Raw genomic sequence first — 23,407 nt, 5'->3', positions numbered from 1 at the left:
CTCCGGGTCGGGCGAGGCGGCGGGGGAGTCGGAGTGGAGACGCGACTCCGACGGCCGTCATCCGAGTGTCGCCCGAAGCGACTCGGCGAGCCGAACGGAGAGCGCCGCGATGGTGAGCGTCGGGTTCATCGCGCCGCCGGTCGGGAAGACGCTCGACCCCGAAATCCAGAGGTTGTCGAGGTCGTGCGCGCGGCACTCGGCGTCCACGACGCTCGATTCGGGGTCGTCGCCCATCCGCGTCGTTCCCATGTGGTGGTACGCGGGGCCGGTCTCGTCGGGGCCGACGCTCCAGCGGTCCTCGACGCCGAGTTCGTCCAGCACCCGCGTCTGAATCTCGTTGGCTCGCGAGAGCGCGGCTTCCGTCTGTTCGTCAACCGACCAGTGTATCTCGGGGACGGGGTCGCCGAGGTCGTCGGTCGTCTCGGGGTCGAGGCCGACGTAGTTGTCCTCGCGGGGGAGCTGTTCGACCAGCGCGCCCATCGAGACGTGCGTGCCGTAGCTCTCATCTAGCTGGTCGCGCAGGTCGTCGCCCCACGTGTCGGCGTGGAGCGCGTCGATGACCGGCGACGGGCCGGCGTAGTTGAGAAACTCCAGTTTGAGGCCGTTGACCGGGTCGGCGTCGTCGTAGAACTGGTGGCACTCGCTGGTGTTGAAGCCGACGTGGTTCTGTCGCGTGGGGCGGTCGAGGCGGCCGCCCGCCCCGGCGAACAGGTGGTCCATGAAGTACCGTCCGACCGCCCCCGAGGAGTTTGCGAGGCCGTCGGGGTAGCGGTCGGAGTCGGACAGCAGGAGCAGTCTGACGTTCTCGACGCCGCCGCAGGCGAGGACGAACTGGGTCGCCGCCTGCCTGTGGGTCTCGCCGTCGGGCGTCGTGTACGCCGCGGCGACGACGCGCTCGCCGGCCGCGTCGTGTTCGAGTCGCCGGACTCGGGCCCGGTCGATGACCCGCGCGCCGGCGGCTTCGGCCTCCTCGACGTGGGACTCGGCGGTGTACTTCGCGCCGGAGGGACACACCGGCTTGCACGTCCCGTAGCCGACGCAGGGCGACCGGCCGTCGTAGGGTTCGGAGTTGCGGGCGTTGCCCACCGAGTGCATGTCGATGCCGAGGCGCTCGCAGGCCTCGGCGAAGATGGAGTCCGAGTGCGACGGCCTGAAGGCGGGAAGCGGGTAGGGCTCGTCCCGCGGCGGCGCGTAGGGGTTGTCGGCCGCGCCCGCGACGCCGAACTCGCGTTCCGCGGCGGCGTAGTACGGCCGGAGGTCGTCGTAACCGATTGGCCAGTCGGCCCCGACGCCGTGTCTGGAGTCGAGTTCGAAGTCGCGCTCGTGGAGGCGCATCACCATCCCCTGCCAGTGGAGCGTCGACCCGCCGACGCCCTTCACGCGGGCGGCGTTCAGCGGGTAGAACGACTCGCCGGAGGAGGAAAACGCATCGCGCGCGCCGCCCATCTCCCACGGCCCGCCGAGGCCGGGGCGGATGTGCCGTTCCAGTTGCTCCCGCCTGTCGCCGTCGAACCGCGGCCCGGCTTCGAGGACGACGACCGACGCCCCCGACTCGGCGAGTCGATGGGCCACGATGCCGCCGGCCGGGCCGGCACCGACGATACACACGTCGGCGTCTGAGACGGGGGTTCTATCCATCGCTCTCACCGCCGGAGTCGGCCGTCCCGCCACTCTCGGCCGTCTCTCCCCCGTCCATCGTCGCCCGCCGGTAGCTCTCGGTCCCGCCGGGGTGGCCGATGGGGTTCTCGATGCCGACGAGGCGGCCGCCGGTCGGCGAGGCGTAGAAGGCGTACAGCAGTTCGTTCACGACGTGAAACCGGAGGCGCTCCGAGAGCGTCCCGTCCGGAACCGGGTCGGCGGTGTTAACTCCGAGTTCGCGCAGGAGACGGTCGCGGTCGCCCGCCGGCAGGTCGGCGAAGGCCGCGTTCTCCCAGTCGCGGGCCACGCCGTCCAACTCGGTCGCGGCGTCGACCATCGCGTCCCGGCGCGCGTCGTCGCGGGCGCGGCCGACGACGTAGGTCTCGACGAACTCGGGGATTCCTTCGACGGCGCTCGGGTAGACGACTTCGCCGGCGGCGACCATCGTCTCGCGCACCGCGGTCGGTGGGGTGTCATCGTCGCCGCCACCACCGAGGTCGCCGTCCGAACCACTCCCTTCGCCGGTCGAATCGGCGGTCGGCGGGTCGAACTGCGTCAGCGAGACGGCCCCACCGGTGACGCCGAGACCGGCGAGCACGGCCAGCGCGTCCCGTCGGGTCAGTCGCATTCGACGGGAATTAGGTCAGCCTAATCTTAGGCCTTGTCCTCTCGGCCCGCGCGGTCGAGGACGACGGCGACGACGCCGAACGTGACGACGGCGGGGACGACCGCGACGAGCATATCGAACCGCGCGCCGAGGTTGTACGCGAGGACGAGCGCCTGCACGTACGCGAGGAACGTCGCCAGTACCGAGTCGAAGGCGGGCGGGACGCTGGCTCCGCGTCCCGCCGCCCGGGCGAACCGGGTGACGAGGAGCGCGCCGAGGCCGGTGACCGGGACGAGAAGCACGCCGAGCGGGGCGGCGACGAAGGAGTCGGGGTCGCCGCCGACGCCGAAGTGAATCGCGACCGAGGAGGGGAGCACGGGGAGGGCCGCGACGCCAGCGACGGCGCTGAGCGCGAGTATCGCGACGCCGACGAGTGTCAACCGAGGGGCACGCATACGGCCGGGTTGTGACTCGGCGATGAAAAAACGCGCTGGCGGTCGCGCTCAGTCCTGTCGCACGTCGTGTTCGAGGACGCCGACGCCCTCGACTTCGACTTCGACGTGGTCGCCGTCTTCCAGCGGGCCGACGCCCTCGGGCGTCCCCGTCGAGATGACGTCGCCGGCTTCGAGCGTCATGTAGGTCGTGATTTCGGCGACGAGGTCGGGAATCGAGAAGATGAGGTGTTCGATGCTGGAGTCCTGTCGCGTCTCGCCGTTCACGCGAAGCGAGATGCTCGCGTCGTCGGGGAGGTGGTCGGGGTCGGCGAGGACCGGCCCGAGCGGGGCGGAGCCGTCGAACGCCTTCCCGCGGACCCAGTTCGTCTCGATGTCCTGGTCGTCGCGGTTGGACACGTCGTTCATCACGGTGTAGCCCGCGATGACGTCCTCGGCGTCCTCGGACGCGACGTTCCGGCACTGCTCACCGATGACGACCGCGAGTTCGGCCTCGTGTTCGACCTGCTCTTTGCCCGCGGGGAGCGTCACGGTGTCGCCGTGGCCGGCGACCGCGTTCGGCGGCTTGAGGAACAAAAGCGGCCGGTCGGGGACTTCCTCGTCGCGCTCCTCGGCGTGTTTGGCGTAGTTGCGGCCGATACAGACGATTTTCGACGGCTCGCACGGGGGGAGCACGTCGACCTCGCCGAGGTCGTAGTCCTCGCCGCCGAACGAGACGGAATCGCCGTGCCATTCGCCGGTTCGCACTGCGCCCGCGGGGTCGCGGAATCGAACGTGATGCATGCCCCACGCCTCGGTGGGGGGCGTGATAGGCTTTTACATCGCGCGAGACAGCCGGTGGCGTGCGACATTCTTGCACGATTCTCATCGCTTTTGTAGCCGTGGGATGACGGACCTGTATCGGCCGCCCCGGACAGTTCGTTCGAGTGGACTCCGGCGGCCGATTCTGCTGTCGGACTCGACGCGAGAGCGGCGGGGCCGTCTCGCCGACCGTCGCCGTGAAACATCCGACGAGCATCGCCGCGACCCGCCGACGAGCGCGCCCGCCGAAAAGCGGTCACACCGCCCCCTGCGAATAGCTTTTTGTGTATTTCGCGTGTAGTTTCGGGCGCTATGGAACTCACCTGGCACGGTCACTCGACGTGGTACGTCACGGTCGGAGACACCTCGCTTCTCATCGACCCGTTTTTCGACAACCCCGCCACGTCTCTCGACCCGAGCGACGTGGAGACGCCGGACTACGTGCTTCTCACTCACGGGCACGCGGACCACATCGCCCACGCAGGCGAGTTCGACGGCGCGACGGTCGTCGGCACGCCCGAACTCACCGGCTACGTCGAAGCCGAGATGGGCGTCGACGACACCATCGGGATGAACATCGGCGGGACGGTCGAACTCGGCGACGCGTTCGTCACGATGGTCCGCGCCGACCACACCAACGGCATCAACACCGGCTACGAGCACGAGGCCGGCATGCCGGGCGGCTACATGATTAGCGACACGGTGCCGACACAGGAGTCCGACGCCGACTCCACGACGTTCTACCACGCCGGCGACACGGGGCTCATGACCGACATGCGCGAGATTTTCGGCGCGTACTTCGAACCCGACGCGGCCGCGCTCCCGGTCGGCGACCACTACACGATGGGCCCGTGGCAGGGCGCAATCGCCGCCGACTGGCTCGACGTCGACCACGTGTTCCCGATGCACTACAACACGTTCCCGGCCATCGAAATCGACGTGCGCGACTTCGAGCGCGAGGTCAAGGCCGCCGGCAGTCACGCCGAGGTCCACGCCCTCGACGGCGACGAGTCGTTCACGCTCGAATAACCCCGCGCCCCGGTCGGCGGCGACCCGTTTTGGGGTCGGCGCTTGTGCACACCGTTGTCCTATTGAGGAACTTTTAGGGTCGGTCGCTCCTTCCTTCGGAGTGAATGTCCGACATCCAGACCTCTACTGTCAGCGAGGAAGGTTTCGCATGCACGAGCCAGGTCGGCGACTTCGACCTCCAGATCGACGCCACCGACGAGACGGGACCGAACCCGAACGCCGCGCTCGTCGCGACGTACGCCTCCTGTTTCCTCCCCGCCTTCCGCGTCGGCGGTCAGAAGACGGGCTTCGACGACCTCGGTAAGGTCCAGATCGACGCCGACGCCGACCTCGACGACGGCGACGACCTCACGAGCATCAGCTTCGACGTCTACGTGGAGTCCGACCTCTCGGACGACGAGTTCGCCGAGATCACGGAACTCGCCGAGGACATCTGCCACGTCCACGACGCGCTCCGCGACGAGCTTCAGGCCGACGTGACCGTCGTCGGCGACGCGTTCTAAGCGTCGCTCGCGGCTCGCGCCGACACGCACTCGCATTTTTCGCAGAAACCGACGGCCGCCAGCGACGGGTGTCGCGGCGGACTCGGGGCCGCCCCGCCGGGTCAGTAGCGGCGCTTCTTATAGCTTCGAAGACTCATAGCCTCGCCTTCCACGATGATAACCTCGCGGTCTTGGGGGTCCGATTCGACGACGTCGTCGACCTGTTCGCGGAAGTACGGGCTGTTCGGCTCTTCCATACCACTCCCTTCGCGGCCCCTAATAAAAATCTTTGTCAGACATTCTCACACGCGATATCGTGTGAGCGGTTCGGCGAATCAGTCGTCAGCGGCCGCCGCGGCCGGTTCGTGGCTGATTTCGGTGCCGAGTACGTCGAGGAACGCCGCCAGCCACTCGGGGTGGTCCGGCCACGCCTGCCCGGTGACGAGGTTGCCGTCGACGGTCACCTCGTCGACCCACGAGCAACCCGCGCGCTCGACTTCCGCGCGGACGGCCGGGTAGGCGGTCATCTCGTAGCCGTCGAGGACGCCCGCGGCGGCGAGAATCTGCGGGCCGTGGCAGATTGCGGCGACCGGCTTGCCCTCGTCGAAGAAGTGCCGGACGGCGTCCAGCACCTCGTCGTAGCCGCGGAGATACTCCGGCGCGCGGCCGCCGGGGACGACGAGCGCGTCGTAGTCCGCGGGGTCGATATCGGCGAACGTCGCGTTCAGCGCGAAGTCGTGGCCGCGGGTCTCCAGATACGTCTGGTCGCCGCGGAAGTCGTGGACGGCGGTCTTACACCGGTCGCCGTCCTCCTTTTCGGGGCACACCGCGTGGACCTCGTGACCCACCATCTGGAGCGCCTGAAACGGTACCATAATCTCGTAGTCCTCGACGAAGTCGCCGGCGAGGAGCAGAATCTTCTTTCCGGACATGGGCATCACCCAGTCGGTAGTTGTCGCGTCAGAACGATAACGATTGTGCAGGTGGGGATGGCGGCGGTTCGGAAGTCGAGGTTCGGCCGCCCTCGCGGTCGAACGCCCTCGCGGTCGAACCGGGCTATTCCGAGACGATGCGCCCGATGTCGCCGAGGCCGTCGAGGACGTGGTCGGGTTCGTACTCGCTGGCCGCGAGCGTCGCGTCGTCGGTCACGCCGGTGCGGACGAGCGCGGTGCCCATGCCCGCGTCGAGGCCGAACGCGATGTCGGTGTCGAGGCGGTCGCCGACGATGAGCACCTCCTCGGGCGGCAGGCCCAACTTGTCGAGGACGTACTCCTGTGCGACCCGCGAGGGCTTGCCGAGAATCGCGTCGGGGTCGCGCTCGGCGACGCCCGCGACGGCGTTGATAATCGCGCCCGACCCGGGGATGTCGCCGTCCGCGGTCGGGATGATGACGTCGGGGTCGGTGCCGTAGAAGGCGGCCCCGGAGCGGAGCGCGCGGTTGGCGTCGCGGAGGTCGTCGTAGTGGAACTCGCGGTCGATGGCGACGACGACGACCGCGGGGTCGTCGCCGGGGCCGACGAGTTCGAGGCCGGCGTCGCGGAGTTGGTCGCGGAAGCCCGCCTCGCCGATGGCGAACGTCCGCGCGCCGGGATGCCGGTCGGCGAGGTACGCCGTGGTGGTCGTGCCGGAGGTGACCACCTCGTCGGCGGTCGCCTCGATGCCGGCCCGGCGGAGCCGCGCCTCGTAGGCGACGGGCGCTTTCGTCGGGTTGTTCGAGACGAACAGTCGGTCGAGTCCGGCGGCGTCGACGGCGGCGAGCCCGTCGAGCGCGCCCGGAATCGCTTCGTCACCGCGGACGACGGTTCCGTCGACGTCGAAGACGACACCTCGGTAGTCCATCGTCCTCGGTAGGGAGCCGGGGCTGTTGAACGTTCGCCCGAGAGAACCATTATGTTCGTTGGTGACATATGTCGTCGCATGGATGTCTCTTCGAAGCGATTGACCGGGTGGCTTCGCGGCCCGGCGACCGGCAACAGCGCCGTCGGCGTCTACGGGCTCGTGACCGCCATGGTCGCGGTGTTTCTGACGTACTCCATCGTGGCCACGGTCTCCGTCGTCGGCCCGCTTCTGTCGACGACGGCTATCGCCCTCCTGTCGGTCGGCGTGTGGCTGGTGACGTGGGCGGTCCTCGACGTGGTCGCCAGCCGGACGATTCGGGAGTCGGGTGACTGAGCGGCTCGGGGTTGCGGCGGAACCGTCACAGAACCAAAGACCAATATGCGCGTCGCCCTACTCGTCTACCGTGACGAACACGCAGTTGACACTCGTCCAAATCGACAACTACGGGCCGTGGACGGTCACTCCGGACCCGCGGCGGGAGATGGACCTCCAGACGCTCCAGTCGCGGCTCTTCGCCGACTTGGCCCAGTTCGTCGGCTCTCGCGACGGGTACGCGTTTTTCACCCGGTTCGACAACATGGTCGCGGTCACGAACGGGCTCGACCGCGACGACCACGAACTGTTGCAGGAGTCTATCGCGAACCGCTATCCCGTGACGCTCAGTCTCGGCATCGGCGTCGACCGGTCGCCCGCGGTGGCGCTCGAACGCGCCACCGACCGCATCCAGCGCGTCGGGAGCGCACAGGACGGCGACCGCCGCGAAGTCCTCTCCGGTGAGACCCTCGCGGACGCCGACCGCTCGGACACCGACCTCCAAATCGCGCACTTCGACGTGAACGACGCGACGGGCAAGTACACCGACCGCCTCAACGAGTTCGACACGTTCATCCACATCGAACAGGGCTACGCGTCGCTCATGCGCCACCTGCGCGAGGAACACGGCGCGCTGTCGTTCTTCGTCGGCGGCGACAACATCATCTCGGTCACGCCCGACCTCACGGAAGACCAGTACCGCGACGCCATCGACCACGTCGAGGCCGAGGCGGACGTGGAACTCAAAGTCGGCGTCGGCACGGCGTCGAACGCCCACGAGGCCGGCTTCGCGGCGAAGCACGCGCTCGAAGACTGCCGCCACCGCGGCACGACCGTCGAGTTCGCCGACGCCGCCGTCGAGACCGCAGACGACTGAGCGATGGAGGGTCGCGCGGTCTACTTCGTGGCCCCCGAACGCGTCGAGGTCCGCGACCGCGACGTGCCCGCGCCCGGCCCCGGCGAGGTCCGCGTCCGCACGCTGACCTCCGCCGTGAGCTCCGGGACCGAGCGGCTCGTCTACCGCGGCGAGGCCCCGACCGACCTCGCCGCCGACGAGTCAATCGCGGCGCTCGACGGCGACCTCTCGTTTCCGCTCCGCTACGGCTACGCCGCAGTCGGCGAAATCGAGGCCGTCGGCGACGACGTGCCCGACTCGCGGCTCGGGAGCCGCGTCTTCGCGTTCAACCCCCACGAGAGCCGCTTTCTCGCCGCTCCCTCGGAACTCATTTCCGTCCCCGACGGCGTGACCGACGAGCGCGCCGCGCTGTTGCCGACGATGGAGACCGCGCTCAACTTCGTGATGGACGGCCGGCCGCTCATCGGCGAGCACGTCGTCGTCTTCGGACAGGGCGTCGTCGGCCTCGTGACCACCGCGCTCCTCGCACAGTTCCCGCTCGGAAGCCTGACCGCGGTCGACTGCGTGGCCGAGCGCCGGGGAATCGCCGAAGCCCTCGGTGCCGACGAGGCCGTCCATCCCGAGTCGCTGGACGCGCCCGCCGACGGGGCCGACCTGACGCTCGAACTCTCGGGCGACCCCGACGCGCTCGACGACGCGCTGTCGGTGACGCGGTACGACGGCCGGGTCGTCGTCGGGTCGTGGTACGGCACGAAGCCCGCCACGCTCGACCTCGGCGGGCGGTTCCACCGCTCGCGCATCAGCGTCGAGAGCAGTCAGGTCAGCACCATCGACCCCGACTTGCGGGGGCGCTGGGACGCCGACCGGCGCTTTTCGTTGGCGTGGGACCACCTCGAAGACCTCCCGCTGGACCCCCTCGTGACCCACCGAATCGACGTCGATGCCGCCGCGCGCGCGTACCGACTCCTCGAAGACGCCCCCGACGAGGCCGTCCAAATCCTCTTTACCTACCGGAACGGTTGACAGTTCATGTACCGCGTCTCGGTTCGCAGGGACCTCATCGCCCAGCACTACCTGACGGTTCCGAACCCCGGCCCGGAGGGTGAGTTGCACTCTCACGCGTTCACCGTCGAGGTCGAACTCTCGGGCCCGGAGCTCGACGAGTACGGCTACCTCGTCGACATCGACGACGTGAAGGCCGCACTGGACGCGACGCTGTCCCGCTACCGCGACGAGACGATGAACGAACTCGTGGAGTTCGCCGGGCAGAACCCGAGCGTCGAGCGCTTCGCGCGCGAGGTGTGCGAGCAGTTCGTCGAGGCGTCGTCCCTCGACGCGCCCGAGCACGTCTCGGTCCGCGTCTGGGAAGACGACGTGGCGAGCGCGACCTACGAGACCTCGCTCTGACGTGCGGGTCGCCCTCGTCGTCTACGGCCCGCTCGACGACCGCTCGGGGGGCTATCGCTACGACACCGAACTCGTCCGCGGACTCCGCGCCGCCGGCGACGACGTGACGGTCGTCTCGCTCCCCGAGCGGCCGTACCGAAAGCGGCTCCGAGACAACGTCACCGCCGTCCGCCGCCTCCGCGACCTCGACGCGGACGTCGTCCTGCAGGACGAACTGTGTCACCCCTCGCTCGTCGGCCCGAACGCCCTGCTCGCCGACGACGTTCCGGTCGTCTCGGTCGTCCACCACCTCAGCTCGCTGGAGCCGTTGTGGGCGTGGCGACGACGCGCCCGCCGCGCGGTCGAGCGTCGCTACCTCCGTTCTGCGGACGCGTTCGTGTTCAACAGCGAGACGACGAAACGGACGGTCGCGGCCGTCACCGACCCCGACCCGAGCGTCGTGGCGTACCCGGCCGGCGACCGCTTTTCGTCGTTCGGCGCGCCCCTCGGCGACGACGAGATACGGGCGCGCGCCGCCGACGGGCCGCTCCGAGTCGTCACGGTCTGCAACCTCGAACCGCGGAAGAACGTCGACGGCCTGCTCCGCGGTCTCGCCCGCGTCCGCGGCGACTGGGAGCTAACGGTCGTCGGCGCGGCGGTCGACGCCGACTACGCCGACTCGCTTTCCGACCTCGCGGTCGACCGCGACATCGACGACCGCGTGACGTTCGCGGGCCGGCTCTCGGACGCCGACCTCGCGGCGACGCTCCGAGAGTCCCACCTGTTCGCGCTCCCCTCGCACTACGAGGGGTTCGGCATCGCCGCGGTCGAGGCGATGGGGTTCGGCCTCCCGGCGCTCGTCTCGTCGGCCGGCGGCGCGAGCGAACTCGTCGCACACCGCGAAAACGGCTTTCTCGTCGACCCGACCGACTCGGCCGAAATCACCGACGCCGTGTCGCCGCTGTGTCGGAATCGCCGTCGTCTGCAGTCGCTGTCGCTTTCGGCGCGCGACCGATTCCTCGCGCATCCGACGTGGGACGAGACGGCGGCGGCGATTCGGTCGTTCCTGTGCGATATCGTTGGGGATTCGGGCGCGGGATCGACTTTGCACTCACCGCCGAATCGGCGTTAGTCGCCGCCGGCGGGCGCGGGACTGCCACCGCCGCCACCGCCGTCGACATCGACGGTTTCTCCGACCTGCGTGTAGACGAGGAGGAGTCCGACCGCGCCGAGCGCCGTCGCGGCCACGAAGGGGACCGCGAAGCCGAAGCCGACGAGGACGCCCGAAAACAGCGCGCCGATGGCGACGCCGAGACCGAACCCCATCGTGAGAATCGAGAGCGTCGACCCCGACTGCCCCGCCTTGGCGAGGTCGCCCGCGAGGGCGAGCGAGGGGGCGAAGACGGCCGCGACCGCGACGCCCTGCAGGAACCGCGCGAGAATCATCAGCCCCGGCGTCTGGACGAACCCCTGTGCGAGCGTCGTCGGGAGCAGGAGGACGAAGCCGCCGACGAGGAACGGCCGCCGTCCGTAGCGGTCGCTCAGCCGGCCGATGGGGTACTGGAAGACGACGTTGGCGAGGACGGTCGCGCCGAACTGCACCGAAAACAGGAACGTCCCCTGGTCGAGGCGCTCGTTGATGACGTTGGCGAGCGGGGCGTACATGGCGATGCTCAACGCCATCACGACGGTGGCGACGCCGAGGGCGAACACGGGGTCGAGGCCGGACCCGTCGGGGTTCCGCACCGAAAGCGAGATGTCGTCGGCCGCCTCGCTGTCGGTCCGTTCGGGGTCCTCGATGAGCAGTACGATGAGGACGAAGCTGACCGCCGCGCCGACGACGGCGACGAGGAACGCGGCGTCGAAGCCGGAGAGTTCGACGCCGGCGAGCGAGTAGGGGCCGGCGGTGACCACGCCGCCGGCGACGAGCGGGCCGGTCCCGAAGCCGAGCAGTCGGAAGGTGTTGAACAGGCCGAAGTTGCCGCCGCGTTCGTCCTCCCCGGAGAGTTCGTTCACGAGCGCCACCGTGACCGGGATGGTAAACGCCGCGCCGATGCCCTGCAACGCGCGCATGACGAGTATCGAGCCGTAGTCCGTGAACACGAGGTAGCCGGCGCTCCCGACGGCGACGAGCGCGAGGCCAGTCAGGAGAAAGACCCGCCGGCGTCCCGTCCGGTCGGACAGCGATCCCGTGAACGGCTGGCTCAAGCTGTTGAGAAAGCCGAAAAGCGAGAGCACGATGCCGATGAGGAGTTCGGTCGAGAGAGGAATCCCAACGGGACCGAAAGAGAGCGTCGTCCCGACGAACGACGGCATCGACACCAGTTGGCTCCCGATGTACAGCGGGAGGACGACGACCAGAAACGAGTTGGCGAGGGCGTCGACCATCCGAGCCAACGCGAGCGCGAGAATCCGCGTGTCGACGTTCGGACGCATCGTCGCCCGCTACGGCCCTCCGGCGTATCAAGCTACGCGCCCCAGCGACCCTCGCCGGAGCCGACCGAGCAGAGCTAGCCCGAGCGGACCCACTCTTGGAGCGTGAATCCCTCGTAGTCCGCCTCCGAGTCGAGCGCCCACTCGTCGTCGTCCCACTCGGGATAGAACGTGTCGCCCTCGTACTCGCCGGGGACGCGACTCAGCACCATCCGATCGAGGTGGGGCTGAAACAGGGCGTAGATGGCCGCGCCGCCGATGACGTAGGCCGTCTCCGCGCCCAGCGACTCCGCGATGTCCACCGCGTCCTCGACGCTCGCCGCGCGGCGGGCGGTGTCGACCGAAAACGACCGCTCGCTTCGGCTCATGACGATTTGGGCGCTCCCCGGCAGGTCGTCGAGCATCGACTCGAACGTCGCCCGACCGAGGACGACCGGGTCGTCGGCGATGCGGGCGCGGTACTGCTCCTTGTCGGCGGGGATACTCGGCCACGGGAGTTCGCCGTCGCGGCCGATAACGCGGTTCTCGGCGAGCGCGGCGACAGAGACGAGTTCCATCACTCTCCCCTCGGCCGCCTGAGAGAAAATCGTTGTGCCCCGGCGACGTCGCCGCGGCCGGCGGGCCCGCGACGCGAACGCCCCGGCGCTCAGTTGCTCCGGTCGACGATGCGCCGGCAGTCCTCGATGAACCGCAGGAGGTCGGTCCCCGCGTCGGTTCCGATGCTGATGATGATTCGCTCCGCCTCGGAGAAGGGAAACTGCAGGACGAACGCGTTCTCGTAGTAGTAGACGACGGCGCGGCGCTCGCCGGCCGGATGCGAGTCGGCACCGGGAGTTGTGAACGGCGTCTCGACGCTGAGGTCGGAGACGGCCTCCCCCAGCGTCCGTTCGGTGTATCGCTCCGAGAGGTCGTCGCGAATGTATTCCAGTTCGTAGTCGTCGTCGGCGGCGATGACGACCGTCCGAAGCCCGTCGCCGATGCGCCTGCTCAGATACTCGGCGAGTCGATGCGCTGTGTCCCGTACCATACCGCGCCGTCACTCCGAGCGACTATAATCGATTGGTATTTTTGTGGTAATATCTTCCGGGACGGACACCAATAGTTTTCAAACAGAGCACACTAACTCAGCGCGATGGAGAAACAGCCGCGGGACCTCCGCCGCGACGGCGCGTTGGTTCTCGTCGGACTCGCGGGACTGGTCGCGCTCTCCGTGTCGGTTCCGGCGGACTCGGTCACGGGCACTGCCGAGTTCCTCCGGGGCGCGCTCCTCGGCGGGTTCGTCTCGGTGATGGCGGCCGGCGTTTTTCGAGCGCCCGACTGGCGGGCGGCGCGTCTGCTGGTCGTCGTGGCCGCAGGCGTCGCACTGGGTGCCGTCGCAGTGCTCCTGTGAGGGCGGCGTGGCTCTCGCGGAAGACGTCTCGGAACGTCGGGTCAGCCAACGTTCGTCGATACCGGGGCTCTTCGTTGATGATAAATCGCTCATGAAGAATCCACGCGAGAGCGTTGCTACTCCGTGGTAAAGCCCTGCGTTAGAATTAAGTTTAGAGTGGGGCCGGAGGGTTGAGTAAAATCGGCAGACAGCGGCACGGTGGCCCGTGAGACCGTCGAATTCGCGCACACCCTCAGTCATGGTTCTGGATATCGAGAGATGCGCTCAGTTCACGACGCCGCTCACGGAACCGCTCGTGCTCGTCCGCCTTGTCGTAGTACCGGCGAATCGTCGAAGGCGTCGCGTTCACACGCTCGGCCACGAGTTCAATCGGAACCCCGCGGTCGAGTTGCCACGTAATCGACCCCGTCCGAATCGCGTGCGGCGACCGAGAAGACGGGCACTTACTCCCAGCGCCGCGAGTCGTGTACGAACACGCGTGACGCTCCCGACCGTGGGGGCAATCTCTGTACAGACACGGTTGCGTCCCGAGGTACGACCACGACCGAATCGTCGTCCGCGACGGCCGCCCCTGCCGGCAGGAGAACAGCGGTTGACGCCCGTACTCGTCGCGCTTGTCCGACCGTTCCCGCACGATGTACTCGTCGAGGGCATCGACCACCTGCTGGGGGAGACCGACGACACGCTCGCCGTCCTCCTTGTTCTTCAGCGGCGTCTCAGTCTCCGGCTGGTGACGGAACTCCAGCGACCGTTCTTCCCTATCGAAATCGCCGAGGTCGAGCGCGCGGATGCCGCCCATCCGAGCGCCCGTGTGCCACGTCACCTCCAGAAACGCGTGCCACGCCGTTCCGTAGAGCCGACGAGACTCACGGTACATCGACAGCAGGTTCAGCGCGTCCTCAGCGGCCAGCGTCTCGTCGCTGGTCTGCTGAGCCTTCGAGAGCTTCGGCACCTTGATTTTGTCCAGCAGGTCCGGGTCCACGGCCTCGATGCGGTGGCAGTACTTCACCAGTTGCCGTAGCGCGACAACCGAGCCCTTCACCGTCGACGGCGACACGCCCTGTCTCTCACGGTACGCCTGATACTCGTCGACGAGCCAGCCGTTTAGGTCCGCCATCGACTCCACGTTCTCCGACTCGCACCAGTGAACGAACGCGTTCAGCCGATTCCGGTACGACCGAATCGTCGCTTTCGCCTGTGTCTGCGCCCGTCGAGCGAGGAACCGCTCACGCGCTTCACGCGGTGAGAGGTCCCGCAGTTCGTCGCTCATCACAGCACCTCCCGCGTCACCCGCCGAGTGTTCACCTCGGCGTCGAGGAAGTCGGCCAGTCTCTCCGCGTCGATCTCTTCCGGCGTCACGAAGATGATTGACTCGTCGAAACCGAAGGTCGCGCTTCGACCATCGGCGAGGGCTTCCCGCTGTTCCTCGGACAGCTGTAGCACGGTGAGTTCCTTACTCATCGTGCCGCACCTCCGGTTCGGCTACACTCCGGTCGCTACGCTTACGGTGGGGGCTTTCGTAGTCGCTCATGGCTTCGGTATCGGGGCCGATACGCGCGGGGAGCGTCCTGTCAGACTTGTTCTCCCCGCGCCGGACCTTCAACCGAGAGAGACGTTGGTGGGTAGACGTATAAACCGCAAATCCACTCCCCGGAGTGAAAGTGAAGGTTCTAGCGAAAGTGAAACTCGGGCGTGCCGCCGAGGTCGATTCTGCCGGGATTCGTAGGGGTTCAAGGCCCCTCGGATTGTTGTTGAACATGCTTCCGTAGCCTGTTTACGGGAGCCACCGCGGGCCAGTGGTGCAACACTGGGTCCGCTTTGATTCTGGATGGACCCGACCACAGTCAGGTCCGCGTGTAGCTTCCGTTACTCTCCTTCTGTGTGGGACTGCGCAATAAACCTAACCCTGTTCGTTGCATCCTGCAACAGATAGGGCTAACTTATCATTTCCGTGAGCATTAAGAAACTAACCTGTGTCCCTGTGGACGTGCAACCCACTTGGTGGAGCAAGTACGACGACCCTATCCTCCAGTTGTTAGCCGATACTGGTGCCGCTGTTCCACCACGGGTGATTCTATTCAACCTCGAACGTAGGGAGATCGCTTCTCCGCATCGTTCGACTATCAAGAGACGACTCCAGCGACTGCAGAAGTACGGGCTCGTCGAAAAGGTCGGTGAGGAAGGCTACTACGAGATTTCTGAGTTGGGCAAGGCCTACGTTTCAGGCGAACTCGACGCCAGCGAACTCGACGCCGACGAGTGAGCACCCACCACCCTGACCCGTAAAGGGGGCGGGTGGATGGGTGGCGAAACCGGTGGTTTCGCTGGTGGTGCGTCCCGTTCTGCTTGTGCACTCACGTCTCCGAATAAGGAAGTTTAGATGGATTTCAACAGGTGAAACGGTATGCAGGTTATAGATCTGCTCTAGAGATATGATACTCCTGTCGTAAATCCGCCTTCGCACGACCAAGCTCCTGCTGGATTTCGTGCCCGCGTTCCTTAATTTCGTTTTTCAATTTGCTTAGTTGTTCTATGTACTCATCATCAAGTTCTAACCTAAGTTGAATTACTTCGTCTTTACAGTCGCGCCATTCATGCTGTGGCATATCCCCAGTCGGTTCTAATGCAAAAGCAGACTTCGCATATTCATGGACTTTATTTGATACAATCCCCAGATCGTCTTGTTTGAGAAGTAGATGTGATAGGTCGTTAACTGCCTGGTCGTACACATCACAATACTCGTCTACTTTGTGATAGTACATGAACACGTCACCAGCGTTCACATCAACCTCCTCAGAGATCACCGCTGCGAGTTGAGGATCCAAATAATCTGTTTCAATTTTCGGGTACCGCTCAACAAACGTGGTCTCATCAATTTGGTGGCGGTCGTACGCATCAGTGGACTGAGCTTTAAATGACATTCTATGTTGATGTATCTCAGAAATACGTGGATCAATTTCTTCTTCGATTATTTTTACAATATCGGGTTTTCGTTGGAGTTTCAGTGACTGTTCTGCATGCTCAGTCTGCTGTTTCATTGTACTCGCCATAACAAATGTGAGTAGTACGTAACCGAACGTCACGATTGCCAGAATTGCGGAGATGACTAGTGAGGCAACATTCCCGCTAATGTCACCAATAAGAGTAGCAGTGACTACACCAGTAATGAGAATACCGACGATGAAAAAAGAGAAAACAGCAAGTACAGTATTATTTGGCCGCAGATCTCCGACTCGTTCAAACAATTTCTCCGTCATTACACAGTAAGAACTCGGCAGGCACAAAATAGGTCACGTTATTGTACATTCCATCAAGTAACACATTATCGTGTTTTCACGATTTTGACAACGGGTGTCGCATGCAACGCCTGTCTCTACCGTAGTAGTCCTCTACGTGCAACACGTGCTCCGCACTCTTCGGGTCGTCTACTCCATCGTTGACGAAGTGGCGAGCCATCGCACGCTTGCTGTACGTCCCGAAGTTACACTTCGAGCACCGCCACATCTCGCCTTTTTCGAGTTCGTACTGCAGTCTCGTCTCGTCGAGGATACGCTGCACCGGCAATTTCAGTGACACCATATCGACACCGCCACCGTTCGGGGCGTGCTCCTCGCCGTCGCGGTCGACGATGGCCTCCAAGTGCCACTCGGAATCGAGCGACGCCCGGCGGAACGATTCCGGTTCGGAGTCGTCCTCCCCTCGCATCACCGATTCGACGAACTCGGCGTGCTTCGGATCAATCATGTTCCGCCCAAGCATCGAAGCCACCGAGGGCGTCTCGTCACAGTATTTCAGCTCTTCTTCTACGCGCTTCCGTATTCGAGTCTTCGTGGTCGACTCTCCGACGCTTGCCGCCGCGGTCGCGGTCGGCCAGCGTTCGGCCAACGTCAGCTCGCGCTCAGTCTCGTCCGACTGTCCTTCGGCGTCGAGGGCGTCGCTCAGGTCGTCGTCGGAGACGGGCGCGTCGAGCCGTGACTGGTCTATCGCCCATCCAGAACCACAGCACTCGCAGACAACATCAGGGCCACGGCCGTCGTCCCACACGACCGCATCGCCGTGCGCATCGGTCTGGTTCGACTCGTCGGACTCAGCCCGCTGTTCGCAGGCGTCCGCGGCAATCGCTTCAGTGAGCACCTTCGAGCGTGAGGTTCGACGGCGCGCCGCCGACCAGTAAATCGAGCCCCACGCGAGGTACTCGATTGGCTTCTCTAGGAGTTCTTCGGTGTATCCGCCCATGTACGCCGCGAGGTACGAACCCATGTTCTCCACGCTCGCGTTCAGGGAGATACAGCCGTTCGACTCCTCTACGTAGTCGGTTATCGTATCGTAGTCGTGTGCCGACCGACCGGCGTACTCGCACACTTCGACGTGTTTGTCGATGACCCGCTCGAACTCGGAGCCGACGCTGTGTAGGTCGTCGTCGCGTCCCAGCGGTTCCGTATCGAAGTACACGCCCACGTGGAGATGCGTGTAGCACGCGTTCATCCCGGTTCCGTCGCCGTCCATTCCGTGCGGCTCTGCCTGTAGCCAGTAGCCCCACTGGTCGGCGTCGAGCCCGAGATGATACTCCATCGTGTTGCGGAGTGTGTCGCGTACGCCGTCGTACGAGAACGAGTCGTGTACGGCGTCAGCATGTTCTACCGGCGGTACCCGAGTCCCGTCAGGAACCGACGACGCGGTGAGGGTGAGCATCGCGGTCGCGGGCGAGTCCCACGCCGCGATTGATTCACCGCCACTCGGTCGGTCGCCGCCGGCCATCTGCCGCTGGAGCGCCATCGCCCGTGCGTACTGTTTCTTCGAGTACTCTTCTCCCCACGCATCTACCAGCGGTATCTCGAACTCGTCGCCCTGTTCGTTGGCGAACCGGGCGCGGAGTCCGTCGTACCGTGCGTGCGCGGTGAGGAAGGCACTCAACGCGTCCGCCCACGTCGAGGCTTCACGTTTCGTTAGCTCCGTCACTTGGAACGCGTTTTCCGTAGGCTGTTCTGGTTCGACCCACTGGTCTCGCCAGTCTGCTTCCGTAACGATGCGTCTCAGCTTGCGCCCGTGTGTTTCGCACAGGGGCGTCTCGGCCAGTTCCGGGTACTTCTGTGCGAACTCTAGAACTCGTTCGTGTACGAGTTCGTCGGGTTCGTCAGAGTCCCGTGAACGCTCGCGTTGAGCCTCTACAGAGTTAGTCTCCTTGGAGGGCCAAGGCTCAGCCCCCGGTTGAGTCCCTTCAACTCCTCCGGTGGGCTGGTCGCCATCGCTACTCACGCTCCCCGTCGTCCGCGACTTCGTAATCGCTCAGACGCCGCTGGGGCTTTTCACGTCCCTCGGGGTCGGGGACCCCTCGGTGCGGCCCGGCTTCCGGGTCGAGGGGCGAGCCCTCGCTTCCGGCGGGCTCCTCCCTCCCGCGCCTCGGGGCGCTCGGCGCGGGCAAGACGGTCGTCGCCTCTCCGGACCTTGCGGTGGAATCCCGGGCGGCCAAATGCGCCCACAACAAGGATGTGACTCGGTGGTCCTTGATTTCATCCTCCGCAGCAGGGACCCGCGCGCAGTCACGGCATTGACGCAGTTTCGCGGCGCGCTCTCCGTGATCGACGAGGCACCACTTGTGGCAGGGCCCACAGCGGTACTCGACGAGTCGCCACGCGTTCTCTGGTGCAGGTGGGTCGCGTGAGGGACTATCTTGAACGTCAGTCTTCGCTTCGTAGGGTGGTTCAGGGTCCGTCCAGTAGTTCTTGTATCGACCACCGGACCGAGTCGCTTCGACTGGGAGCCTGCTGAACGCGACCTTCCGGCCGTGCTCAGTCGGCTTCGCTGAGAACTCGTGAGCCCGTTTCTTCGCAAGCTCCGACTCGTCGACTTCGGCGTCGTACCAGAGGTCGCCGTCTCCGTCGTCGACGGCGCTGTGGCTCTTCTCTGGTGGAGAATCGCTCACAGAGAACGCACCTCCCGGGTTCTGCTAAACCGGTGGTACAGCGCCTCTGCTACTAAATAAAACCCTACGAAAGGATTAAGTTTAGAGTGGGGCCGGAGGGATTTGAACCCCCGATCGACTGATATCTCCGGTGGGCACCTCGGAACTCCAGAGGGTCGTCAACACGACCGATGATCAGTCGGTCGCTCAGTATATCAGCTGGAGTGTCGTCCCGGGCGCCAAGCCTCTGGAGTCAGTCGCCATGCCGGGCTTGGCCACAGCCCCGATTCGTTCTGTCTGCACTCTCTCGTATGGCGATTTTTCTTAAAGGGGTTTCGATTCTACTCGTCGCGGTCGTCGTCGGCCCAGTCGCACTCCTGACACTTGTAGGCCGTTACGAACTCCGTCACGCTCGGCATATAGCCCACTTGGATGACGTTCTCGCCGCACTCCGGGCAGTCGAAGTCGGCGTCCTGAATCGGCTCGGCGTCCATCGGGCGCTCGCCCTCGACGAGTTCGGCGAGCGTCTCGGGCGTGACCATCCGTCCTTGTACGACGCGGTTGCTCATACCCGTGCAACCGTCCCGAAGTAAGTAAGCCCTCCGCCAGCGGTCGGCGTCGGTTGAGAGTCGACAACCCCGGCGTCCACGAGACCGCACCCCGAGGGGATTCAGGGCGTCGCCACCGTCACGGTCCGGGTGCGCGGGCCGTCGCACTCCACGAGGAGGACCGACTGCCACCGGCCGAGGTCGAGGTCGCCGTCGGCGACGGGTATCGAGACGCCGTTGCCGACGAGGAGCGCGCGGAGGTGCGAGTCGGCGTTGCCGTCGAGTTCGTCGTGGCCCCAGCCGTCGTCGGGGACCGCCTCGGCGAGCATCGACTCGATGTCGCCGAGAAGCCGCGATTCGGCCTCGTTGACGCAGACGCCGGTCGTCGTGTGTTTCGAGAAGACCGTACAGACACCGTCTGAGTCGGACGGAAGCGCCGCCTCGACTTCGTCGGTCACATCGACGACCTGAAGCCGGCGCTCGGTTCGGATATCGAAGGTCCGTCGCATGCGACGGGGTTCGTCGGCCGGGAGAAAAAGTCGCCCGACGGGTTACAGCCAGGGCGCGCGGGACTCCTCTTCGCCGGGGTAACCGTACCCCGGAGCGGAGCCGTCGTCATCGTCGTCGTCGTCGTCGACCAGCGCGTCGTAGCCCTCGGACGTCTCGACGTCGTCGCCGCCGTCGGCGACCGCCCCGTTGGCGTTGGCGTCGGGCGTGGCCGACTCGGTGGCGGGGGCGTCGTCGACGAACTCGTCGAGGTCAGCGCCGTCGGAGCCGGGGTCGAACGCGAACAGCGCGGTGACGCCGAGGACGCCGAGGGCGACGGGCGCCTGCGTCGGCATCAGGCCGAGCACTTCGAGCGCCAGCATGCCGAGGGCGACCGAGCTTCCGAAGCGGAAGAGGTCGATGTCGACGTTGCCGCGGAGCCGCGGGGCGAACAGCGCGACGGCACCGGCGAAGCCGACGCCCGTGCCGGCCGCCGCGCCGGCGCTGAGCAGACGCATCGGGTCGGGGGTGACGATGAGTTCGAACCCGGCGGGGTTGAAGCTCGCGACGAGGCCGAGGCCGATGATGATGCTCGGCGACGGGAGGTACTCGCCGACCTTCGAGGAGGCCGTCTTCGCCGCCACGGCGAGGATGACGAGGCCGGCGAAGCGGTGGAACACCTCGAAGTTCAGGAGCGTCTCGATGGTCTCGGCGACGGCGGCTTCGGCGACGGCGACCGGGATGAGCAGTGCGCCGAGCAGGAGGATGGACGTGAGCTGTTCGCGGCGCGTGCCGTCCATCTCGGCGAGGATGACCGCGACCGTCGCCGACCCGCCGAAGATGAGCAGACCGGTCTGGAGGATGCCCGCGACCGAGGGGTCTCCGGCGGCGGTCGTCAGCGCCCCCGCGATGATGAGTGCGGGGAAGATACCGTCGACGAGGGGCAGTCCCATGACGGTTGCGAGCAGACGGGTGGCACCCCCGACCTGTTGCTCGAGGCGAAGGGCGACTGGGTGGCGTGAGACACTCATTCGATGTTACTGGCCGTCACCATGGCCTAAGCGGCGATAGGATCGCAATTCGGACAACGGGGTACGGGCGCTCCGCACGCGAAGCCCGTTTCGTCCGATATTGAACTCCCGTTTAAATGTCTGCCACATCGCTGTAAAGAGAATGCCGGAGTCGGAGGTCGTTTGACCGGCAATGCGCGATGCGGCGGGACACGTGGAGTCCATACGAGATTACAATAGGACAGGAGTATTAAACGTTGTGTGGGATACGACCGCACGGGACACAGGAATTTCTGCCTTGTTTATAAACGAAGGCAATGATTCGTCGGCTGTACTCTGAAATCTCGAAAATACCGTGGTGCACATTCGTGAATATGGCGATTATTCACGACAGTCTTGTCATTCGGTATACCGTGACGAGGGGACGAGTGTCTCGACAGTCGTGTCGAGGGAATCCCCCGATGCGGCGACGACCACGTCGTCCGATTGCGCCCCGCCCGCCGAGAGAGGGGCGGTCGTGTAGGTGTGCGCGAGGCGTCCGCGTAAGCACACACGTGTACATATCGTTGACGTGGTTTGCGATACATCGACACGCCCGTGCTGTCTCGCAACCCTTTTGTCGTCGCCGCAACCACGCTTGATATGGCGAACGACGTTCCTGACCGAGAACCCTTCACCGAGAAGCTACGGGTACCCGAATCCCTCACATTCGACGACGTACTGCTCCGCCCGATGGAGAGTCGCGTCGAACCCGACGACGCCGACGTGTCGACGCGCGTCTCGAAGAACGTCGAACTCAACATTCCCATCCTCTCGGCGGCGATGGACACCGTCACCGAAAGCGGGATGGCTATCGGGATGGCCCGCGAGGGCGGCCTCGGCGTGCTCCACCGCAACATGAACGCCGAGCAGATGGTCCGCGAAATCGAGCGCGTCAAGCGCGCCGACGAACTCGTCATCCGCCGCGAAGACGTGGTCACGGCCAACCCCGGCCAGACGATAAGCGAGGTCGACGAGATGATGGAGCGCGCCGGCGTCTCCGGCGCGCCCGTCGTCGACGACGACGACGTGGTCCTCGGCATCATCTCCGGCACGGACATCCGCCCGTACCTCGAGGTCGGCGAGTCCGACGAGGTCGTCGAGGCCATGACGGACGAGGTCATCACGGCCGAGCGCGACGTGACCGCCCGCGACGCGCTCGAACTCATGTACGACCACAAGATAGAGCGCGTCCCCATCATCGACGACGAGAGCCACCTCGTCGGCCTCGTCACGATGCAGGGTATTCTCCAGCGCCGCGAGTACGAGAACGCCGCCCGCGACGACGACGGCCGCCTCGTCTGCGGCGTCGCCGTCGGCCCGTTCGACGACGAGCGCGCGCAGATGGCCGACGACGCCGGCGTCGACGTCATCTTCATCGACTGCGCCCACGCGCACAACCTCAACGTCATCGACACCGCCCGCGAAATCAAGGAGTCCGTGGAAGCGGACGTGGTCGTCGGGAACGTCGGCACGCGCGAGGCCGCGTCCGAACTCGTCGACTTCGCGGACGGCATCAAGGTCGGCATCGGCCCCGGTTCCATCTGTACGACCCGCGTCGTCTCCGGCTCCGGTATGCCCCAGATTTCGGCCGTCGCGGAAGTCGCCGACGTCGCCGCCGACTACGACATCCCCGTCATCGCCGACGGCGGCATCCGCTACTCCGGCGACGCCATCAAGGCGGTCGCCGCCGGTGCCGACGCCGTCATGCTCGGCTCCTACTTCGCCGGCACCGACGAGGCACCCGGCCGCGTCATCACGATGAACGGCAAGAAGTACAAGCAGTACCGCGGCATGGGCTCCGTCGGCGCGATGCAGTCCGGCGGTGCCGACCGCTACCTCAAAGAGGACAACGAAGACGAGGAGTACGTCCCCGAGGGCGTCGAGGCCGCGACGCCGTACAAGGGCTCGCTCGCGTCCGAACTCCACCAGCTCGTCGGCGGCATGCAGTCCGGGATGGGCTACGTCGGCGCGGAGACTATCTCCGAGGTCAAAGAGCGCGCTCGCTTCGTCCGCGTCTCGTCTGCCGGCCAGACCGAAGGCCACCCCCACGACGTGATGATTACCGACGAAGCGCCGAACTACAGCCCGAGCGAGTAACGCGTTCTCGCGACTCCGCCGTTTCTCTCGTCTCTCGGTTCCTCCGTTTCCGATTTCCCCGTCTCTCCCGTGTCCGGTCCGCTCGAGTTCGTCGCCC

The 23,407-nt window shown here is 65.8% G+C and carries 28 protein-coding genes and 1 tRNA gene; 10 read left to right on the top strand and 19 right to left on the bottom strand.

Annotation, left to right across the window (positions count from 1 at the left end; translation table 11 throughout):
• Nucleotides 1-57: 57 nt before the first annotated feature.
• From C438_RS04365 to C438_RS04350, 4 genes are read right to left on the bottom strand one after another with little or no spacing between them, the layout of a single operon-like run.
• Nucleotides 58-1,638: a GMC family oxidoreductase gene (locus tag C438_RS04365; protein ID WP_004968061.1), complete on the bottom strand. Its 1,581-nt coding sequence runs from the start codon at nt 1,636-1,638 to the stop codon at nt 58-60.
• Nucleotides 1,631-2,266: a gluconate 2-dehydrogenase subunit 3 family protein gene (locus tag C438_RS04360; protein ID WP_004968060.1), complete on the bottom strand. Its 636-nt coding sequence runs from the start codon at nt 2,264-2,266 to the stop codon at nt 1,631-1,633. The genes C438_RS04365 and C438_RS04360 overlap by 8 nt, the downstream gene beginning before the upstream one ends.
• A gap of 26 nt (nt 2,267-2,292) precedes the next feature.
• Nucleotides 2,293-2,700 carry a DUF1648 domain-containing protein gene (locus C438_RS04355; protein WP_049917727.1) on the bottom strand — a complete coding sequence of 136 codons (408 nt, stop codon included), beginning with the start codon at nt 2,698-2,700 and terminating at the stop codon, nt 2,293-2,295.
• 48 nt (nt 2,701-2,748) lie between these two features.
• Nucleotides 2,749-3,480, bottom strand: coding sequence for a fumarylacetoacetate hydrolase family protein (locus C438_RS04350; RefSeq protein WP_004968058.1), 732 nt, complete (start codon nt 3,478-3,480; stop codon nt 2,749-2,751).
• A gap of 330 nt (nt 3,481-3,810) precedes the next feature.
• Here C438_RS04350 and C438_RS04345 point away from each other — a divergent pair, with 330 nt between their 5' ends.
• Together C438_RS04345 and C438_RS04340 are read left to right on the top strand one after the other, a co-directional pair.
• A complete protein-coding gene (locus tag C438_RS04345) occupies nt 3,811-4,527 on the top strand; it encodes a metal-dependent hydrolase (RefSeq protein ID WP_004968057.1) in 717 nt (238 codons plus the stop codon).
• 104 nt (nt 4,528-4,631) lie between these two features.
• Nucleotides 4,632-5,030 (top strand): OsmC family protein, encoded by a 399-nt coding sequence (locus C438_RS04340; RefSeq protein WP_004968056.1) that lies wholly within the window; start codon nt 4,632-4,634, stop codon nt 5,028-5,030.
• A gap of 101 nt (nt 5,031-5,131) precedes the next feature.
• Here the strand turns inward: C438_RS04340 and C438_RS20070 are convergent, their stop codons facing one another.
• From C438_RS20070 to C438_RS04330, 3 genes are all read right to left on the bottom strand, one after another.
• Nucleotides 5,132-5,266 (bottom strand): hypothetical protein, encoded by a 135-nt coding sequence (locus tag C438_RS20070; protein WP_004968055.1) that lies wholly within the window; start codon nt 5,264-5,266, stop codon nt 5,132-5,134.
• A 78-nt stretch (nt 5,267-5,344) separates the two neighbouring features.
• Nucleotides 5,345-5,941 carry a DJ-1/PfpI family protein gene (locus C438_RS04335; RefSeq protein ID WP_004063616.1) on the bottom strand — a complete coding sequence of 199 codons (597 nt, stop codon included), beginning with the start codon at nt 5,939-5,941 and terminating at the stop codon, nt 5,345-5,347.
• A 124-nt stretch (nt 5,942-6,065) separates the two neighbouring features.
• Nucleotides 6,066-6,848 (bottom strand): HAD-IIA family hydrolase, encoded by a 783-nt coding sequence (locus C438_RS04330; RefSeq protein WP_004968054.1) that lies wholly within the window; start codon nt 6,846-6,848, stop codon nt 6,066-6,068.
• Between the two features lie 78 nt (nt 6,849-6,926).
• On the opposite strand from C438_RS04330, the gene C438_RS04325 reads away from it, so the two are divergent.
• The 5 genes from C438_RS04325 (at nt 6,927) to C438_RS04305 (ending at nt 10,534) form a co-directional block, all read left to right on the top strand.
• Nucleotides 6,927-7,181 carry a hypothetical protein gene (locus C438_RS04325; RefSeq protein ID WP_049917726.1) on the top strand — a complete coding sequence of 85 codons (255 nt, stop codon included), beginning with the start codon at nt 6,927-6,929 and terminating at the stop codon, nt 7,179-7,181.
• A 70-nt stretch (nt 7,182-7,251) separates the two neighbouring features.
• On the top strand, nt 7,252-8,037 hold the full coding sequence (locus tag C438_RS04320) for a GTP cyclohydrolase III (RefSeq protein WP_004968052.1): 786 nt from the start codon (nt 7,252-7,254) through the stop codon (nt 8,035-8,037).
• Nucleotides 8,038-8,040: 3 nt separating this feature from the next.
• Nucleotides 8,041-9,039, top strand: a complete 999-nt coding sequence (locus C438_RS04315; RefSeq protein ID WP_004968051.1) for a zinc-binding dehydrogenase — start codon at nt 8,041-8,043, stop codon at nt 9,037-9,039.
• A gap of 6 nt (nt 9,040-9,045) precedes the next feature.
• Nucleotides 9,046-9,423 carry a 6-pyruvoyl trahydropterin synthase family protein gene (locus C438_RS04310; protein WP_004968050.1) on the top strand — a complete coding sequence of 126 codons (378 nt, stop codon included), beginning with the start codon at nt 9,046-9,048 and terminating at the stop codon, nt 9,421-9,423.
• Nucleotide 9,424: 1 nt separating this feature from the next.
• On the top strand, nt 9,425-10,534 hold the full coding sequence (locus C438_RS04305; RefSeq protein ID WP_004968049.1) for a glycosyltransferase family 4 protein: 1,110 nt from the start codon (nt 9,425-9,427) through the stop codon (nt 10,532-10,534).
• Here C438_RS04305 and C438_RS04300 read toward each other — a convergent pair.
• The 3 genes from C438_RS04300 to C438_RS04290 all read right to left on the bottom strand — a co-directional run bounded on the left by C438_RS04300 (nt 10,531) and on the right by C438_RS04290 (nt 12,862).
• Nucleotides 10,531-11,838, bottom strand: a complete 1,308-nt coding sequence (locus C438_RS04300; RefSeq protein ID WP_004968048.1) for an MFS transporter — start codon at nt 11,836-11,838, stop codon at nt 10,531-10,533. The two genes, C438_RS04305 and C438_RS04300, sit on opposite strands and share 4 nt — an antisense overlap.
• A 74-nt stretch (nt 11,839-11,912) precedes the next feature.
• Complete coding sequence (hdrA, locus tag C438_RS04295; protein ID WP_004968047.1) at nt 11,913-12,392, bottom strand: dihydrofolate reductase HdrA; 480 nt, start codon at nt 12,390-12,392, stop codon at nt 11,913-11,915.
• Between the two features lie 89 nt (nt 12,393-12,481).
• On the bottom strand, nt 12,482-12,862 hold the full coding sequence (locus C438_RS04290; RefSeq protein WP_004968046.1) for a hypothetical protein: 381 nt from the start codon (nt 12,860-12,862) through the stop codon (nt 12,482-12,484).
• 105 nt (nt 12,863-12,967) lie between these two features.
• Here C438_RS04290 and C438_RS04285 point away from each other — a divergent pair, with 105 nt between their 5' ends.
• The gene (locus tag C438_RS04285; RefSeq protein ID WP_004968045.1) at nt 12,968-13,225 is read left to right on the top strand and encodes a hypothetical protein; all 258 of its coding nucleotides are present in this window, start codon (nt 12,968-12,970) and stop codon (nt 13,223-13,225) included.
• Between the two features lie 232 nt (nt 13,226-13,457).
• Here C438_RS04285 and C438_RS04280 read toward each other — a convergent pair whose 3' ends face one another.
• Entirely contained in the window at nt 13,458-14,495 is a 1,038-nt protein-coding gene (locus C438_RS04280; protein ID WP_004968044.1) for a tyrosine-type recombinase/integrase, read from the bottom strand.
• The gene (locus C438_RS04275; RefSeq protein WP_004968043.1) at nt 14,495-14,686 is read right to left on the bottom strand and encodes a hypothetical protein; all 192 of its coding nucleotides are present in this window, start codon (nt 14,684-14,686) and stop codon (nt 14,495-14,497) included. The genes C438_RS04280 and C438_RS04275 overlap by 1 nt, the downstream gene beginning before the upstream one ends.
• A 490-nt stretch (nt 14,687-15,176) precedes the next feature.
• Between C438_RS04275 and C438_RS04270 the strand changes: the two genes are divergently transcribed.
• Complete coding sequence (locus C438_RS04270) at nt 15,177-15,488, top strand: hypothetical protein (RefSeq protein WP_239640639.1); 312 nt, start codon at nt 15,177-15,179, stop codon at nt 15,486-15,488.
• Nucleotides 15,489-15,636: 148 nt separating this feature from the next.
• On the opposite strand, the gene C438_RS19300 is transcribed toward C438_RS04270, so the two are convergent.
• From C438_RS19300 to C438_RS04240, 7 genes are all read right to left on the bottom strand, one after another.
• The gene (locus C438_RS19300) at nt 15,637-16,482 is read right to left on the bottom strand and encodes a hypothetical protein (RefSeq protein WP_152421745.1); all 846 of its coding nucleotides are present in this window, start codon (nt 16,480-16,482) and stop codon (nt 15,637-15,639) included.
• Nucleotides 16,483-16,558: 76 nt separating this feature from the next.
• On the bottom strand, nt 16,559-18,481 hold the full coding sequence (locus C438_RS18935; protein WP_004968040.1) for a hypothetical protein: 1,923 nt from the start codon (nt 18,479-18,481) through the stop codon (nt 16,559-16,561).
• The gene (locus C438_RS04255; protein ID WP_004968039.1) at nt 18,474-19,148 is read right to left on the bottom strand and encodes a hypothetical protein; all 675 of its coding nucleotides are present in this window, start codon (nt 19,146-19,148) and stop codon (nt 18,474-18,476) included. Before C438_RS04255 ends, C438_RS18935 begins: the two co-directional genes overlap by 8 nt.
• Nucleotides 19,149-19,235: 87 nt before the next feature.
• Nucleotides 19,236-19,412: transfer RNA gene (locus tag C438_RS19295), tRNA-Trp, on the bottom strand.
• A gap of 56 nt (nt 19,413-19,468) precedes the next feature.
• Complete coding sequence (locus tag C438_RS04250) at nt 19,469-19,696, bottom strand: DUF5795 family protein (RefSeq protein WP_013035372.1); 228 nt, start codon at nt 19,694-19,696, stop codon at nt 19,469-19,471.
• Between the two features lie 101 nt (nt 19,697-19,797).
• Nucleotides 19,798-20,184, bottom strand: coding sequence for a secondary thiamine-phosphate synthase enzyme YjbQ (locus tag C438_RS04245; RefSeq protein ID WP_004968038.1), 387 nt, complete (start codon nt 20,182-20,184; stop codon nt 19,798-19,800).
• Nucleotides 20,185-20,226: 42 nt separating this feature from the next.
• A complete protein-coding gene (locus tag C438_RS04240) occupies nt 20,227-21,114 on the bottom strand; it encodes a DUF5794 domain-containing protein (protein ID WP_004968037.1) in 888 nt (295 codons plus the stop codon).
• 699 nt (nt 21,115-21,813) lie between these two features.
• Between C438_RS04240 and guaB the strand changes: the two genes are divergently transcribed.
• Nucleotides 21,814-23,310 carry an IMP dehydrogenase gene (guaB, locus tag C438_RS04235; protein ID WP_049917725.1) on the top strand — a complete coding sequence of 499 codons (1,497 nt, stop codon included), beginning with the start codon at nt 21,814-21,816 and terminating at the stop codon, nt 23,308-23,310.
• Nucleotides 23,311-23,407: the final 97 nt, after the last annotated feature.

It is taken from the genome of Haloferax denitrificans ATCC 35960 (genome assembly GCF_000337795.1).
Classification (GTDB): Archaea; Halobacteriota; Halobacteria; order Halobacteriales; family Haloferacaceae; genus Haloferax; species Haloferax denitrificans.
This window is presented reverse-complemented; position numbering and strand designations above follow the sequence as displayed.